This is a genomic window from Streptomyces sp. NPDC087215 (assembly GCF_044744885.1).
Lineage (GTDB): Bacteria > Actinomycetota > Actinomycetes > Streptomycetales > Streptomycetaceae > Streptomyces.
Genome location: NZ_JBIUZD010000007.1, coordinates 96,028 through 110,375, shown reverse-complemented (window position 1 = coordinate 110,375; position 14,348 = coordinate 96,028). Strand labels below are relative to the sequence as shown.

The 14,348-nt window shown below is 71.8% G+C and carries 10 protein-coding genes; 3 read left to right on the top strand and 7 right to left on the bottom strand.

The genetic code is table 11. The features are described from left to right. Positions 1–3: 3 nt before the first annotated feature. Positions 4–1,638 (bottom strand): ABC-F family ATP-binding cassette domain-containing protein, encoded by a 1,635-nt coding sequence (locus tag ACIO92_RS20025; protein WP_402282641.1) that lies wholly within the window; start codon positions 1,636–1,638, stop codon positions 4–6. Positions 1,639–1,791: 153 nt separating this feature from the next. Between ACIO92_RS20025 and ACIO92_RS20020 the strand changes: the two genes are divergently transcribed. Further along, positions 1,792–2,421, top strand: coding sequence for a TetR/AcrR family transcriptional regulator C-terminal ligand-binding domain-containing protein (locus ACIO92_RS20020; protein ID WP_402282643.1), 630 nt, complete (start codon positions 1,792–1,794; stop codon positions 2,419–2,421). A gap of 31 nt (positions 2,422–2,452) precedes the next feature. Here ACIO92_RS20020 and ACIO92_RS20015 read toward each other — a convergent pair whose 3' ends face one another. Beyond that, positions 2,453–3,058 (bottom strand): YdbC family protein, encoded by a 606-nt coding sequence (locus ACIO92_RS20015; RefSeq protein ID WP_366444242.1) that lies wholly within the window; start codon positions 3,056–3,058, stop codon positions 2,453–2,455. A gap of 308 nt (positions 3,059–3,366) precedes the next feature. Between ACIO92_RS20015 and ACIO92_RS20010 the strand changes: the two genes are divergently transcribed. Next, the gene (locus ACIO92_RS20010; RefSeq protein WP_366444241.1) at positions 3,367–3,897 is read left to right on the top strand and encodes a TerD family protein; all 531 of its coding nucleotides are present in this window, start codon (positions 3,367–3,369) and stop codon (positions 3,895–3,897) included. A gap of 163 nt (positions 3,898–4,060) precedes the next feature. On the opposite strand, the gene ACIO92_RS20005 is transcribed toward ACIO92_RS20010, so the two are convergent. Beyond that, positions 4,061–6,958 carry a vitamin B12-dependent ribonucleotide reductase gene (locus tag ACIO92_RS20005; RefSeq protein WP_401241224.1) on the bottom strand — a complete coding sequence of 966 codons (2,898 nt, stop codon included), beginning with the start codon at positions 6,956–6,958 and terminating at the stop codon, positions 4,061–4,063. A gap of 174 nt (positions 6,959–7,132) precedes the next feature. Further along, positions 7,133–7,642 carry a transcriptional regulator NrdR gene (nrdR, locus tag ACIO92_RS20000; RefSeq protein WP_366444239.1) on the bottom strand — a complete coding sequence of 170 codons (510 nt, stop codon included), beginning with the start codon at positions 7,640–7,642 and terminating at the stop codon, positions 7,133–7,135. A 485-nt stretch (positions 7,643–8,127) separates the two neighbouring features. Here nrdR and lexA point away from each other — a divergent pair, with 485 nt between their 5' ends. After that, positions 8,128–8,916, top strand: a complete 789-nt coding sequence (gene lexA / locus ACIO92_RS19995; RefSeq protein ID WP_366444238.1) for a transcriptional repressor LexA — start codon at positions 8,128–8,130, stop codon at positions 8,914–8,916. Positions 8,917–9,168: 252 nt separating this feature from the next. Here the strand turns inward: lexA and ACIO92_RS19990 are convergent, their stop codons facing one another. The 3 genes from ACIO92_RS19990 to ACIO92_RS19980 form a co-directional block, all read right to left on the bottom strand. Continuing rightward, on the bottom strand, positions 9,169–11,142 hold the full coding sequence (locus ACIO92_RS19990) for an ATP-dependent DNA helicase (RefSeq protein ID WP_402058112.1): 1,974 nt from the start codon (positions 11,140–11,142) through the stop codon (positions 9,169–9,171). Between the two features lie 50 nt (positions 11,143–11,192). Continuing rightward, positions 11,193–12,956, bottom strand: a complete 1,764-nt coding sequence (locus tag ACIO92_RS19985; protein WP_402282703.1) for an IucA/IucC family protein — start codon at positions 12,954–12,956, stop codon at positions 11,193–11,195. Between the two features lie 633 nt (positions 12,957–13,589). Further along, complete coding sequence (locus ACIO92_RS19980) at positions 13,590–14,291, bottom strand: GNAT family N-acetyltransferase (protein WP_366444236.1); 702 nt, start codon at positions 14,289–14,291, stop codon at positions 13,590–13,592. Positions 14,292–14,348: the final 57 nt, after the last annotated feature.

The window sequence follows — 14,348 nt, the reverse complement described above, 5'->3', positions numbered from 1 at the left end:
ACCCTAGATCGCCGCCGCTGGGGAGGCTCGACCGAGGAGGCGTCCGGAGTCCATCCGGCGTATGTCCCCGGTGAAGCGGCGACGCAGGGCCCTGTCGTGCGAGACCACCACGAGGGCTCCTCGCCACTGCTCCAGGGCCTCCTCCAGCTCCTCGACGAGCCCCGGGGCCAGGTGGTTTCCGGGTTCGTCGAGCAGGAGGAGATCGGCCGGGCGGGACAGGACCCTGGCAAGCTCCAGTCTGCGGAGCTGGCCCGCCGAGAGTCCGCCGACGGGGACGTCCAGTTCGGCAGGGCGGAACAGTCCGTACGACAGGAGCAGTTCGGCCCGCTCGTCCTCCGGGAGACCGAGTCCGCGCCCGAACGAGGCGAGCAGCCGTTCTTCCGGGTGCCGTACGGTCGCGTCCTGTCCGAGGTGACCGACGCTCCCGGTCCGCAGGACCTCCCCCGTGTCGGGCCGCTCGGTCCCCGCGAGGACCCGGAGCAGAGTGGACTTCCCGGTCCCGTTGTCGCCGTGGACGAGCAGCCGGTCGCCCGCCCCGAGGGTGAGCGCGTCGACGACGAGCCGGTCGGCGACGCGCACCCCGGTCAGGGTGACGAGCGCCCCTTCGGCCGCGACGGCGGTCGGCCGGGCGGTGAAGGTGAGGAGCGGGGGCGGAGCGGGCACCGGGGCCTCATGGAGCCTTCTCAGCCGCTCCCGGGCGTTGCGGACCCGGCCCGCGACGGAGGCCTGGACGCGACCCGCGGCCCGGTCGAACGCCATCTTGTTGTTGTCCTTCATCCCACGGCCGGGCGCGACACCACGGGCCGTGGTCGACACGGACACCCGCAGGGCCCGTACCTCCTCGCACCATCCTTCGTGCGCCTCCTCCCAGCGACGCCGGGCCGCCTCCCGGGCCGCGCGGTAGCCGGTGTATCCGTCGCCGTACCGGACGAGGGCGCGGCGGTCCGCGTCGACCTCCACGATCGCGGTGGCGACCCGCTCCAGGAACGCCCGGTCGTGCGAGACGGCCACGACGGTGCCCCGGTGGGCGAGGAGCGCGCCCTCCAGCCAGTCGAGCGCGGACGCGTCGAGGTGGTTGGTCGGCTCGTCGAGCAGCAGCACCTCGGGGCCCGCGGCGACCGCGCAGGCGATGCCGAGCCGGGCACGCTCGCCGCCCGAGAGGCTGCCGAGTCGGCGCTCACGTCCGACGCGGGCCAGGCCCAGTCCGTGCAGCGCCTTGTCGACCCTGGCGTCCACCTCGTACCCGCCGCACGCCTCGAAGGCGGTGAGCAGTGCGCCGTAGCGGTCGAGCTCCGCCTCCCCGGCCCCTTCGAGACCTTCTTCGAGGATGCGCAACCGTCCTTCCATCGAACGGAGTTCGGCGAGGGCGGTGTCGACGGCGTCGTCGACGGTGGCTCCGGGGGGCAGCTCGGGAAGCTGCGCGAGCAGCCGCATCCCTCCGTCGGCGAGGACCGTGACAGTGCCGCTGTCGGGCAGCTCCGTCCCGGCGAGGACACGCAGCAGGGTCGACTTGCCCGCGCCGTTCTCCCCCACGATCCCGATCCGTTCACCGGGACGCACGGAGAGCGAGGCCTGATCGAGGAGGAGTCGTCCGCCGCGGGTCAGGACGATGTCATGGGCGGAGATCTGTGTGGGCAAGGGCGCCTCCAGAAGGCACGAAGGTGAAGCACGAAACACAGGACACGGACGAGCGACACGGCACCGACGGGCACCGACCAAAAGTAAATGCAACCCGAGTCGCATTAATGCGAGTGTGACAGACTCGCCCCACTAACGCAACAGGAGTGGCAATTGAATGACTCGACCGAAGACCTGACCGCCCCGGCACCCGGCAGCTCGCGCCCCGGGGGCCGGACCGCCCGCACGCGTGCCGCCGTGCGCGACGCCGTCCTGACCGGCCTGTCCGAGCACGGCTATCCGGCCCTCACCGTGGAGTACGTGGCGGAGCACTCGGGGGTCCACAAGACGACGCTCTACCGCCGCTGGGGCAGCGTCGAGGGGCTGCTCGCGGACGCGTTGGCACTGGCAGGCGAGGACGCCTGGACGCCGCCGGACACCGGCAGCCTGGCGGGGGACCTGGGCGCGCTCGCGCACGAGGTCGTCGACTCCTTCGGCGACCCGGCACGGGCCGCCGCGCCGACCGCGTTCGTCGGCGCCGCGTTCCAGTCAGCGCGGGCAGCCGAGGCCCTGCACGCCTTCTACACCGAGCGCTTCCACCGCTGCGAGGCCGTCGTCGTCCGGGCCGTGGCCCGCGGCGAGGCCCCTGTCGGCACCGACCCGGGAGCGGTCGTCCGGGCCGTCTCGGCGCCCCTGTTCCTGCGCCTGTTCGTCACCCGCGAACCGATCGACGGAGCACTGGCGGACCAGGCGGTGCGCGCGACCTGCGCGGCGGTCGGCGCGGGCGCGTTCGTCACGGGCTGAACCGCCCCGGCACGCCCCGGCGGACGGTGCTTCAGACCGTCCAGGCGCCTTCGAGCTGCACCACGTCGCCGTCGAGCGCCGCCACGTCGGCGGCGGTGTGGGCCCGCAGGCCCAGCCTCTCGATGCGTTCCACGCGGTACTTGCCGTGCTCCGCCGCGGACTGCCACAGGGACAGCACCATGAACTCGCTGCCCGGCGCTTCCCCGAACAGGCCCCGGAGCATACCCGGGGACCCGGCCATCGCCGGGTTCCAGACCTTCTCCTGCATGAGCGCGAAGTGTTCCGCGCGCTCCTCGTGGACACGGCAGTGGGCGACGCGCGCCACATCGGCGTCGGCGAACTTCGGCTCGAACCCCGTCTTCACGTCGAAACGGTGGTCGAACAGCTTGACCTGCGCGTTCTTGAAGGTGCCCGCCTGCGTCGCCGCGAGCCGGTCGTGGGAACGCGCCATGAAGGAGTCGTAGAACGCCCGGCTCTCCCAGAACGCGAAGACATGGGCGACGTTCGGACGAGCCCGGCTCCACCCGCCGCCCTGGCCCCGGAATCCCGGCTCACCGAGCAGCCCCGCCCATTTCCGCTGCCCCCGCTCGAACCCTCGACGGTCCATCACGGTGCAGCGAATCCACTTGACCAGCACCGCGCCATCGTACGGGGCGGACGCCCGCCCCGGCAGACCCCGTCGAGGCCCGCCGCAGGCCGCGCGCCAAGTCCCCCACCGCTCAAGGCGAGTTCACCGGTCCCCCGCCCATGCACGCGAATTCGAGCCATTCGTGGGTCGAGATCCGGCTGCTCGCAGCTCCTTGCGGTGCTCTCCTTCTCGCTCCCGGGTCCGGTGTCACCGCCGCATGACACCATGAGTGATCGGCTTACGACTACGGGCTTCGGACCGGGTCGGACGGTACGACGGAGGCGTGCGCGGGGACGTACGCGGAGAGGGGAAGCACGATGAGCGGACTCAGCAAAGGGGTCGGACGGGTCGAGGTGGCGCTCAAATGGGACCCCGCGCCGTCCGGCGCGCCGTCCCACGACCTCGACCTGGTCGCGGGAGTCTTCACGGCGGACGACCCGCACGGGGCACCGGCCCAGTTGGTGCACTTCGGCAGCCGCTCCCCCGACGGCACGATCACGCTGCACCGCGACAGCCGTACGGGGCAGGGCTTCGGTTTCGACGAGGCGATGACCGTGGAGCTGAACCGGCTGGCGCCGCGCTACACGCGCGTGGTGGTGGGCGTGGCGATCCAGCAGGGCGCCGGGCGGCTGGCCTTCGGCGACATAGTGCATGTGGGCGTGCGGGTCCGCGAGGGCTACACCGATCTCCTGGTCCACGACTTCGCGGACGTCGCGGACGCGCGGTCGGCGACGATCGTGGAGTTCGTCCGCGAGGGCGCCGACGACTGGTCGTTCCACCCCCTCAGTCACGGCTTCGACGCCGATCCGCAGGCCTTCGCCGCGCTGCTCGGCTCCGTACGCCCCTGACCTCCGCCCGGCCGTCGGCCGTCGGGCGCGGGTCGCCGCGCACCCCGCGCACCCCGCGCACGACGAAGGGGACCGACCCGAGGTCGGTCCCCTTCATGAGCCACTGCTCAGCCACCCGCGCGGGCCACGTCCGGCACCGTGTCCCGCGCGGTTCCGGCCGGTGTCAGCTGCAACCGCTGGTCGAGCCGCAGCCCTCGCAGATGTAGCAGGAGCCGGCGCGCTGCATCTTGGTGCCGCAGGAGAAGCAGAGCGGGGCATCGGCGCTGATGCCGAGCTGCATCTCGACGAGCTCCGCGGAGGTGTGGGCCTGCTTCGGGGCCGGGACCTCGGCCTTCGGCGCCGGGACGGCGGCGACGGGCTTCAGTTCCTGGGCGCGGGGGGCCGACTGGGCCAGCGCCTCGACGTCGACCTCGTCCTCCTCGGACTGCTCGTACGAGCCGGTGTCGAGGTGGCGCTGGCGCTCCTCGGCGGAGTGGATGCCGAGGGCGGAGCGGGTCTCGAAGGGCAGGAAGTCGAGCGCCAGTCGGCGGAAGATGTAGTCGACGATCGACTGCGCCATCCGCACGTCCGGGTCGTCCGTCATACCGGCGGGCTCGAAGCGCATGTTGGTGAACTTCGAGACGTACGTCTCCAGGGGGACGCCGTACTGGAGGCCGACCGAGACCGCGATGGAGAAGGCGTCCATCATGCCCGCGAGCGTCGAGCCCTGCTTGGACATCTTCAGGAAGACCTCGCCGAGACCGTCGTCCGGGTAGGAGTTGGCGGTCATGTAGCCCTCGGCGCCACCGACGGTGAAGGAGGTGGTGATCCCCGGGCGGCCCTTGGGCAGGCGCTTGCGGACCGGACGGTACTCGACGACCTTCTCGACGGCCGCGCGGATCGTCGCCTCGGACTTCGCGGTGACCTCGACCTTCTCGTCCTCCTTCTTCTTGGCGGAGAGCGGCTGGCCGACCTTGCAGTTGTCGCGGTAGATCGCGAGCGCCTTGACGCCCATCTTCCAGGCCTCGAAGTAGACCTCCTCGACGTCCTCGACCGTGGCCGTCTCCGGCAGGTTCACGGTCTTGGAGAGGGCGCCGGAGATCCACGGCTGGATGGCGGCCATCATGCGGACGTGGCCCATCGCGGAGATGGAACGCTCGCCCATGGCGCAGTCGAAGACCTCGTAGTGCTCGGTCTTCAGGCCGGGGGCGTCGATCACGTTGCCGTTCTCGGCGATGTGGGCGACGATCGCCTCGATCTGCTCCTCGGGGTAGCCGAGGCGGCGCAGGGCCTGCGGGACGGTGCCGTTGACGATCTGCATCGAGCCGCCGCCGACCAGCTTCTTGAACTTGACCAGGGCGAGGTCGGGCTCCAGGCCGGTGGTGTCGCAGGACATCGCGAGACCGATGGTGCCGGTCGGGGCGATGACCGACGCCTGGGCGTTGCGGAAGCCGTTCTTGGCGCCGAGGCGGATCACGTCCTGCCAGGCCTCCGTGGCGGCGGCCCAGATCGGCGCGTCCAGGTCGCCCGTGCGGACGGCCTTGGTGTTCTCGTCGGCGTGCTGCCGCATGACCTGCTGGTGCGGCTCGGCGTTGCGGGCGTAGCCGTCGTACGCGCCGACGACCGCGGCGAGCTCGGCGGAGCGCTTGTACGAGGTGCCGGTCATCAGGGAGGTGACGGCACCGGCGAGGGCGCGGCCGCCGTCGGAGTCGTACGCGTGACCGGTCGCCATCAGCAGGGCGCCGAGGTTGGCGTAGCCGATGCCGAGCTGGCGGAAGGCGCGGGTGTTCTCGCCGATCTTCTCGGTGGGGAAGTCGGCGAAGCAGATGGAGATGTCCATCGCGGTGATGACGAGCTCGACGACCTTGGCGAAGCGCTCGACGTCGAAGGACTGGTGGCCCTCGCCGTCGTCCTTGAGGAACTTCATCAGGTTCAGCGAGGCGAGGTTGCAGGACGTGTTGTCCAGGTGCATGTACTCGCTGCAGGGGTTCGAGCCGTTGATACGACCGGACTCGGGGCAGGTGTGCCACTGGTTGATCGTGTCGTCGTACTGGATGCCCGGGTCGGCGCAGGCCCACGCGGCCTCGGCCATCTTGCGGAAGAGCGACTTGGCGTCGACCTCCTCGATGACCTCGCCGGTCATCCGGGAGGTGAGGCCGAACTTTCCGCCGGACTCGACGGCCTTCATGAACGTGTCGTTCACGCGGACCGAGTTGTTGGCGTTCTGGTACTGGACGGACGTGATGTCGTCGCCGCCCAGGTCCATGTCGAAGCCCGCGTCACGGAGGGCGCGGATCTTCTCCTCCTCCTTGACCTTGGTCTCGATGAAGTTCTCGATGTCGGGGTGGTCGACGTCGAGGATGACCATCTTGGCCGCACGGCGGGTCGCGCCGCCCGACTTGATGGTTCCCGCCGAGGCGTCGGCACCGCGCATGAAGGAGACCGGGCCGGAGGCGTTGCCGCCGGAGGAGAGCAGCTCCTTGGAGGAGCGGATGCGGGAGAGGTTCAGGCCGGCGCCGGAGCCGCCCTTGAAGATCATGCCCTCTTCCTTGTACCAGTCGAGGATGGACTCCATGGAGTCGTCGACGGACAGGATGAAGCAGGCGGAGACCTGCTGGGGCTGCGGCGTGCCGACGTTGAACCAGACCGGCGAGTTGAAGCTGAAGATCTGGTGCAGGAGGGCGTACGCCAGCTCGTGCTCGAAGATCTCAGCGTCAGCGGGCGAGGCGAAGTAGCCGTACTCCTCGCCCGCCTTCGTGTACGTCTTCACGATGCGGTCGATCAGTTGCCTGAGACCGGTCTCGCGCTGCGGGGTGCCGACGGCCCCCCGGAAGTACTTGCTGGTGACGATGTTGACCGCGTTCACCGACCAGAAGTCGGGGAACTCGACGCCACGCTGCTCGAAGTTGATCGAGCCGTCGCGCCAGTTGGTCATGACGACGTCACGACGCTCCCAGACCACCTCGTCGTACGGATGCACGCCGGGGGTGGAATGGATGCGCTCGATGCGCAGGCCCTTGCTCGCCGACTTGGGTCCCTTGGTGCGGGAACCACGTGCCGGGCCGCTCGCCGTCTCTGTCATGCCGCCTCCCATATACGGGCAAAACACACTTTGGCGCCCAGATAGTCCCAGGGCACCGTCTTCTGTACGTCGTTGTTCTGTACTGCTGCCACGGAGTCACGGGGGATCGTCCGGGGCACGTCTGCCGGGCCGCACGGCGGCCGGTCGCCGGGCCGTTGCGGCCCGGTCCGCCGATCAGTCGGCGGCGGTGGCGGGAACGGGGACCGCGGGGGTCGCTCCGGTCCCGGAGGTCTCGACGGGGGGCCGCACGCGGAGTTCCGCGATGGCCGCCTCGAAGTCCTCCAGGCTGTTGAAGGCCTTGTAGACGGACGCGAACCGCAGGTACGCGACCAGATCCAGCTCCTGGAGCGGACCGAGGATGGCCAGGCCCACGTCGTGGGTGGTCAGCTCGGCGCTGCCGGTGGCGCGCACCGCCTCCTCGACCCACTGGCCGAGCTTGGCGAGGGCGTCCTCGGTGACCGGCCGCCCCTGGCACGCCTTGCGGACGCCGGAGATGACCTTGGTACGGCTGAAGGGCTCGGTGACACCGGACCGCTTCACCACCATCAGCGAGCACGTCTCGACCGTCGTGAAACGACGGGAGCAGTCGGGGCACTGGCGACGACGCCTGATCGACGTCCCGTCGTCGGTGGTGCGACTGTCGACGACACGGCTGTCGGGGTGCCTGCAGAAGGGGCAGTGCATTGGTTCCGACCCTCCCTCACGGCACGACTGGTGAATCCCGCGGGCCGGTGGGCCCTGCGGAACGACCACCAGCATAGGTGATCCGTGGTCCCCCGGAGGACCGGGGGACCACTACCCCTGGGTGGTCGATGACATACAACCACTAGATCTTGGGTTGTGGGCGATTCCGGACGCTGCGCGTGTCGCGGCGCGGCGGCTCCGGGGTTCCGGGCCTTACGGGTGCGACACTGAGGGGCGCCCACCGGCCCGCGGCCTTCGCGCGGCGCGCCTGCGGCCCAGCGGCGAGGTTACCGTAATGACCGAATTGAGTCGGCCGGCCCCCGCCGAGTGAGGGCCGCGCAAGAGCCGAGTGAGAGTGCTCATACACCTCCATGCGGACAGGCGTAAGGCAATCTGCGAATTTTCACTCGAACGTGTGTTTGGCGCAACCTTTCGAAAGCTACTACCGTTGTGCCAGCCAGGGAGACCATTCGAGAGGGGCCGACGTGACCACCACCGCAGACAGTGCCACCATCACCGCCCAGGACCGCTCCCAGGGCCGACTCGAGCAGGTGCATGGCATGAACGACATCGGCATGACCGGCGATGATCCCGGGCGCCCCCCGCGCGCGCTTCCCGGTCGACCTCCTGGCATCAGGGCGGACAGTTCAGGCCTCACCGACCGGCAGCGCCGGGTCATCGAGGTCATCCGTGACTCGGTCCAGCGCCGCGGCTATCCGCCGTCGATGCGCGAGATCGGGCAGGCGGTGGGCCTCTCCAGCACCTCCTCCGTGGCGCACCAGCTGATGGCCCTGGAGCGCAAGGGCTTCCTCCGCCGCGACCCGCACCGGCCCCGCGCCTACGAGGTGCGCGGCTCCGACCAGCCGAGCACCCAGCCCACGGACACCACCGGCAAGCCCGCCGCGTCGTACGTCCCGCTGGTCGGCCGCATCGCCGCCGGTGGCCCCATCCTGGCCGAGGAGTCCGTCGAGGACGTCTTCCCCCTCCCCCGGCAGCTGGTCGGCGACGGCGAGCTGTTCGTCCTCAAGGTCGTCGGCGACTCGATGATCGAAGCGGCGATCTGTGACGGCGACTGGGTCACGGTCCGCCGTCAGCCCGTCGCGGAGAACGGCGACATCGTCGCCGCCATGCTGGACGGCGAGGCCACGGTCAAGCGCTTCAAGCGCGAGGACGGGCACGTCTGGCTGCTCCCGCACAACGCCGCCTACCAGCCGATCCCCGGCGACGAGGCCACCATCCTCGGCAAGGTCGTGGCGGTGCTGCGGCGGGTGTGACCCCACCCGCCGGCTCTGAACCGGGCCCCTGGACCCTCTGCGCCGGTCCAGGGGCCCTGCCGTGTCCCCGGGGACCGGCACCGGGACGGTCGGTCCGGGCCGGACGTTCATCCCGGACGCGGACCGTCCTCCGGGACACCCGGGCACGGACGATCGGCCCGGGTACGAACGGTCGGCTCGGGCGCGGGGAAGGCCCCGGGCCGTCCGGCGAACGGTCGGCTCGGGCCCGGTACCTCGGCCGCCCGCGGTCCCTCAGGTACCCGCGGCCTTCGACACCGCGTCGATGGCCGCCAGGGACTTCCGCACCTGGTTACGGTCCGTCGTGTACCAGAAGTCCGGCAGCGAGGACTTCAGATAACCGCCGTACCGCGCGGTGGCCAGCCGGGGATCGAGCACCGCCACGACACCCCGGTCCCCGGTCGCCCGGACCAGTCGGCCCGCGCCCTGTGCCATGAGCAGCGCCGCGTGCGTCGCCGCGACCGCCATGAAGCCGTTGCCCCCCGCCTCCTCCACGGCCTTCTGCCGGGCGCTCATCAGCGGGTCGTCCGGGCGCGGGAACGGGATCTTGTCCATGACGACCAGCTGACAGCTGGCCCCCGGGACGTCCACGCCCTGCCACAGCGACAGGGTGCCGAAGAGACAGGTCTGGGGATCGGCGGCGAAGTTCTTGATCAGCTCGCCCAGCGTGTCCTCGCCCTGGAGCAGGATCGGCAGCTCGGGAATCCGGCTCCGCAGCTCCTCGGCCGCCTGCTGGGCCGCGCGCATCGACGAGAACAGGCCGAGGGTCCGGCCGCCCGCCGCCTGCATCAGCTCGGTCAGTTCGTCGAGCATGTCGCCCCGGTCGCCGTCCCGGGCGGGCCGGGACAGGTGCTTGGCGACGTACAGGATGCCCTGTCTGGGGTAGTCGAACGGGGAGCCGACGTCGAGGCCCTTCCAGACCGGCAGGTCGTCGCCCGTGGTGCCCTCGGGCGCCAGGCCGAGCGAAGCCCCGACCCCGTTGAAGTCACCGCCCAGCTTGAGGGTGGCCGAGGCCAGGACCACGGACCGCTCGGTGAACAGCTTCTCCCTGAGCAGGCCCGACACGGTGAGCGGCGCGACCCGGAGGGAGGCTCCGAAACGGTCGTGCCGCTCGTACCAGACGACGTCGTACTCCGAGCCTGCCGTGATCCGCTCCGCGACGCCGTGCACGGTCTCCACCGAGGCCAGCGCCTGCTTGCGCACCGCGTCCTCGTCCTGCACGGACCGGTCCCGGGTGGAGCCCAGGGCCGTGATCACCGCGCGGGCCGCGTCCCGCAGCGCCATCAGCGCGTACGCGAGGTCCTCCGGGACCTCCTCGAGACGTCCCGGCAGGGCCAGCTCCATCACCCGCTCGAAGCCCTCGGCCGCGGTCTGCAGCTGGTCGGCGACCTTCTCGTCGACGAGTTTGGCGGACCGGCGCACCGCACGGTTGACCTGTCCGGGGGTCAGCTCGCCGGTGGCGACGCCGGTCACCCGGGAGACCAGTTCGTGCGCCTCGTCGACGATCAGCACCTCGTGCTGCGGGAGCACCGGGGCGCCCTCGATGGCGTCGATCGCGAGCAGGGCGTGGTTGGTGACGACGACGTCGGCGAGCTTGGCGCGCTCGCGGGCCGCCTCGGCGAAGCACTCCGGGCCGTACGCGCACTTGGAGGCGCCGAGGCACTCCCTGGAGGAGACGGAGACCTGGGCCCAGGCCTTGTCGGAGACGCCGGGCGTCAGGTCGTCCCGGTCGCCCGTCTCCGTCTCGTCCGACCAGTCGCGGAGCCGGATGAGGTCCTGGCCGAGCTTGCTGGTGGGCGCGGCGGCCTCGAAGGGGTCGAACAGGCCGTCCTCCTCATCCTGCGGGACCCCTTCGTGGAGCCGGTGCAGACAGAGGTAGTTCGACCGGCCCTTGAGCATGGCGAACTGGGGGCGGCGGCGCAGCTGCGGGTGCAGCGCGTCCACGGTCCTCGGCAGGTCGCGCTCGACGAGCTGGCGCTGGAGCGCCAGGGTGGCCGTGGCCACCACCACCCGCTCGCCCTGGGCCAGCGCGGGCACCAGATAGCCGAGCGACTTGCCGGTGCCGGTGCCCGCCTGGACGAGCAGGTGGGAATTGTCGTCGATGGCCTCGGCCACGGCCTCGGCCATGGTCACCTGGCCGGGTCGCTCCGTGCCGCCGACGGCGGAGACGGCGGCGTGGAGGAGGTCGGGGAGGGATGGCTTCGTCATAGCCCACCCAGCCTACGGGGCGGCACCGACAGCCGGGGCACGCGCGCGCCTCACGCGAGCGGGTTCGGGACGGTTCCGTGGACGGCCGCGTGGGGGCGGTCCGGCCGGTCCCGGTAGCCGTCCAGATGCAGACGGTTGCGGTTGAGGCAGAGCCGTGCGATCCGGGGCGTGAGGAGGTCGAAGAGCTCGAACCGTTCCTTCAGCTCGGGGAAGCGGGCCTGGTGGCGCAGGATCTCGGCACGGACGAGTGCCCAGAAGTCCCCTTCGGGAACGCCGAGTTGTTCCTCGCAGAGCGGAGCGAGGTAGCGGAAGACGCCGACGAAGAGCCCCGAATGGATGAACTGCACGAGGAAGCCGGGTTCCTCGGTGAGGAGGACGGCCCGTACGTCGTCGGGCAGCGTGCCGTGTTCGGGGAGGGGGCGAGCGCTGATGTTCACGTCGTCGACGAAGTCCTTGATCGCCAGGCGTACGGGGACGTCCCGGTCGTCGTGGATCACGATGGCGTTCTCGCCGTGCGGGGAGAAGACCGTGCCGTAGCGGTAGAGGAAGTGCAGGAGCGGGGGCAGCAGGGCGGCGAAGAGGTGCTGGAGCCAGACGGTGGGGGCGAGGCCGGAGCGGGCGACCAGCTCGGCGACGAAGGCGCGCCCCTCGGGGTCCGTGTGGAGCAGCGAGGCGAGGGTGCGGGCACGCTCGCCCGGCGGGAGGCGCAGTGGTTCGCGCCAGATCGCGCCGAGGAGTTCCTTGTACTGGTACGGGACTTCGGGCAGCCGGTCGTACAGCGGGTGCTCGACGGTGACGGAGGCGACCTCGCCGAGCAGGATCACCCGGCACTCGTCGCGCAGGAAGGGGTCCGCGTCGCGCAGGCCGTGGACCCAGGCGGTGACGGCGGGGGCGGCGAGGGTGCGCTCGGTGGGCAGGCCGCGCCAGACGAGGGTGTTGAGCACCGAGAGGGGCAGCTTGACGGTGTGCCGGTCGGGGCGGCTGGTGTTGAGGAAGGTGCGGACCGACTGCTGGGGCAGCCGCAGGTCGGGGTCGGCGGAGAGCGGGACGACGGAGCCGTCGGCGACGGCCGGGGCGTACAGCGGGAGCAGGATCTCGTCCCACTGCCAGGGGTGGACGGGCAGCAGGAGGTAGTCGTCGGGCCGGTGGCCCCGGGCGGCGAGTCCGGCGCGGAAGGCCGCGTGGACCTCGGGGTCGAGCTCCTGGGCGTAGAGCCGGTCGGGGGTGTCGAGGCCGGTGACGCCCCGGTAGGCGGCGATGCGCCTGCTGACGGCGATCCACGGGAGGCGGGTGGCGTTGCGGGCCTCGGGGGCCCAGCGGGCGGCGTCTCCCGCGGAGAAACCGATGCGGCCCTTGTTGAGGACGAGCCAGGGGTGGCCGGTCTGGTGGCCTTCGAGTTCCGCGTACGGGAGGTCGGCGAGCCGGTCGGCGGTGAGGGCCGTGTGGTCGAGACGGGCGTCGGCGGCGAGGGTCGCGGAGAGTTCACGGATGAGGTGTCCGAGGGTGGCGCCGTCGAGCCGGAGGAGGCGGCGGGCGCGGACCAGGAAGTCGAGGGGGTCGGTCAGCGGCCGGCCCTCGTGGGTGATCGAGTCGGCGGCGACGTACCAGCCGTCGTAGGCGCCCCGGCGGGCGCGGAAGGACAGGGTGCCGCCGTCGTCGAGCGGCAGCGCGTACCGCGTGGGTCCCTCGCCGGGCGGCGCCTCGGGTACGGGGACGAGGACCTCCTCGTACGAGAACTCGGCGAGGGCCTTGGCGAGGAGCCGCGAGGAGGCCCGGGTCCAGCCGGTGGCGGTCAGCTCGGGGGGCGCGAGCAGGACCGGCGCGGAGGAGCGCTCGGGGGCGGGGCGCGGGGGGCACGGGGCGTCCGGGCCCGGTGCCTCCGGGTCGGGGGCCGGTTCTTCCGGGGCCGTGGCCTGGTGTTCCGGGGTGCGGGCGGGGGTGGCTGGGGCCGGTTCTTCCGGGGCGGGGGCCGTGGCGGCGGCGGAGGCCGGCCGTTCCGGGGCCGGTTCCGTGGCGGCCGGGCCTTCCTGGGCGGGGGCGGGGGCCGGGGCCGGTGCGGCGGACGGTCGGGGGACGGGGACGGGGCGTGCGGAGTCGTGCGGTGCAGGGGAGGTCGACACGAGGACTCCTCGGAGTGGGGACCGCCGTGGGTCGGGCGGTGGAGCGGACGGGACGGGGTGGGGCGGGGCGAGCGGGTGGGCGGAGAGTGGGTCTGTGTCCGGTGGGGGCGGAGCGAGGGAGGCGGGGGACGGACGGGCCGGTGGGGGGAGCCGAGCGGGTCGTGTCCGGTGGCGGGAGGGCGAGGTCAAGGGCGAGGTCGGGGGCGGGACGGTGGGGGCCGGGGAAAAGGACGGTGGGGGCCGGGGAGTTCGTGGCCGGAGATCCGGGCGGGGGCGGGCCTGGGGTTCGGGTTTCCGGGGGCGGGAGTTCCGTACCGGGCCGGGTCGTCAGAGCACGTGCCGGAGGGCCCGGTCGCGCAGCATGAGCGCGGCCTGTTTGTCGGGCAGGTCGATCTCCGCCGCGTACCGGAAGCCGCCGCCGAGGAAGGCGGCGACGGAGGGCGTGTTGCGGAGGTCGGGTTCCGCGACGACCCGGGTGCAGCCGGGGCGGTGGTCGAGGACGAGGTCGGCGACGGTCCGCAGGAGCGTGGTGCCGACACCGCGCCCCCGGTCGGTGACGCCGCCGATCAGCAGATGGACGCCGGTGTCATGGGGACGGGCGGGGTAGTACCGGGCGAGCGGGTCGAGATCGGCGCGGTAGATCTCGAAGTAGCTCATGGGTGTGCCGTCGAGGACGCCGAGGCAGGGGACGCTGCGGCCGTCTCCCTCCAACTGGGCGAGGAGGTGCTCGGCGGTGACCGAGTCGGGTCCCGCCAGTTCCCAGAAGGCGGCGACGGCGGGGTCGTTCATCCAGCGGACCAGGAGCGGGAGGTCCCGTTCCAGACGGACGGGGACGAGCCGGAAGCCGCCGAAGGGGGTGACGGCGGGGCTCCAGGAGGCCACGGAGTCCAGCAGGTCCCCGTCGAGCAGTCCGGCGTCGGGGCGGCCCGCGTCGAGGTGACCGCCTTCGAGGAGGGCGACGAGGTCGTCGAGCCTCAGATCGAGGGTGTCGTCCCCGGGCGGGTCGGCCGGTGGGCGGGCGGGTGACACGGTGTCGCTCTCCTTTCGGCGATGCGGGCGGGTCGGGCGGGGCGGTCGGTGACCGGG

What these genes read in the sequence shown, in the direction of transcription:
- ACIO92_RS19990 (WP_402058112.1), bottom strand. Translation starts at nt 11,142, where the DNA reads ATGACGAAGCCATCCCTCCCCGACCTCCTCCACGCCGCCGTCTCCGCC.
- ACIO92_RS20005 (WP_401241224.1), bottom strand. Translation starts at nt 6,958, where the DNA reads ATGACAGAGACGGCGAGCGGCCCGGCACGTGGTTCCCGCACCAAGGGA.
- ACIO92_RS20010 (WP_366444241.1), top strand. Translation starts at nt 3,367, where the DNA reads ATGAGCGGACTCAGCAAAGGGGTCGGACGGGTCGAGGTGGCGCTCAAA.
- nrdR (WP_366444239.1), bottom strand. Translation starts at nt 7,642, where the DNA reads ATGCACTGCCCCTTCTGCAGGCACCCCGACAGCCGTGTCGTCGACAGT.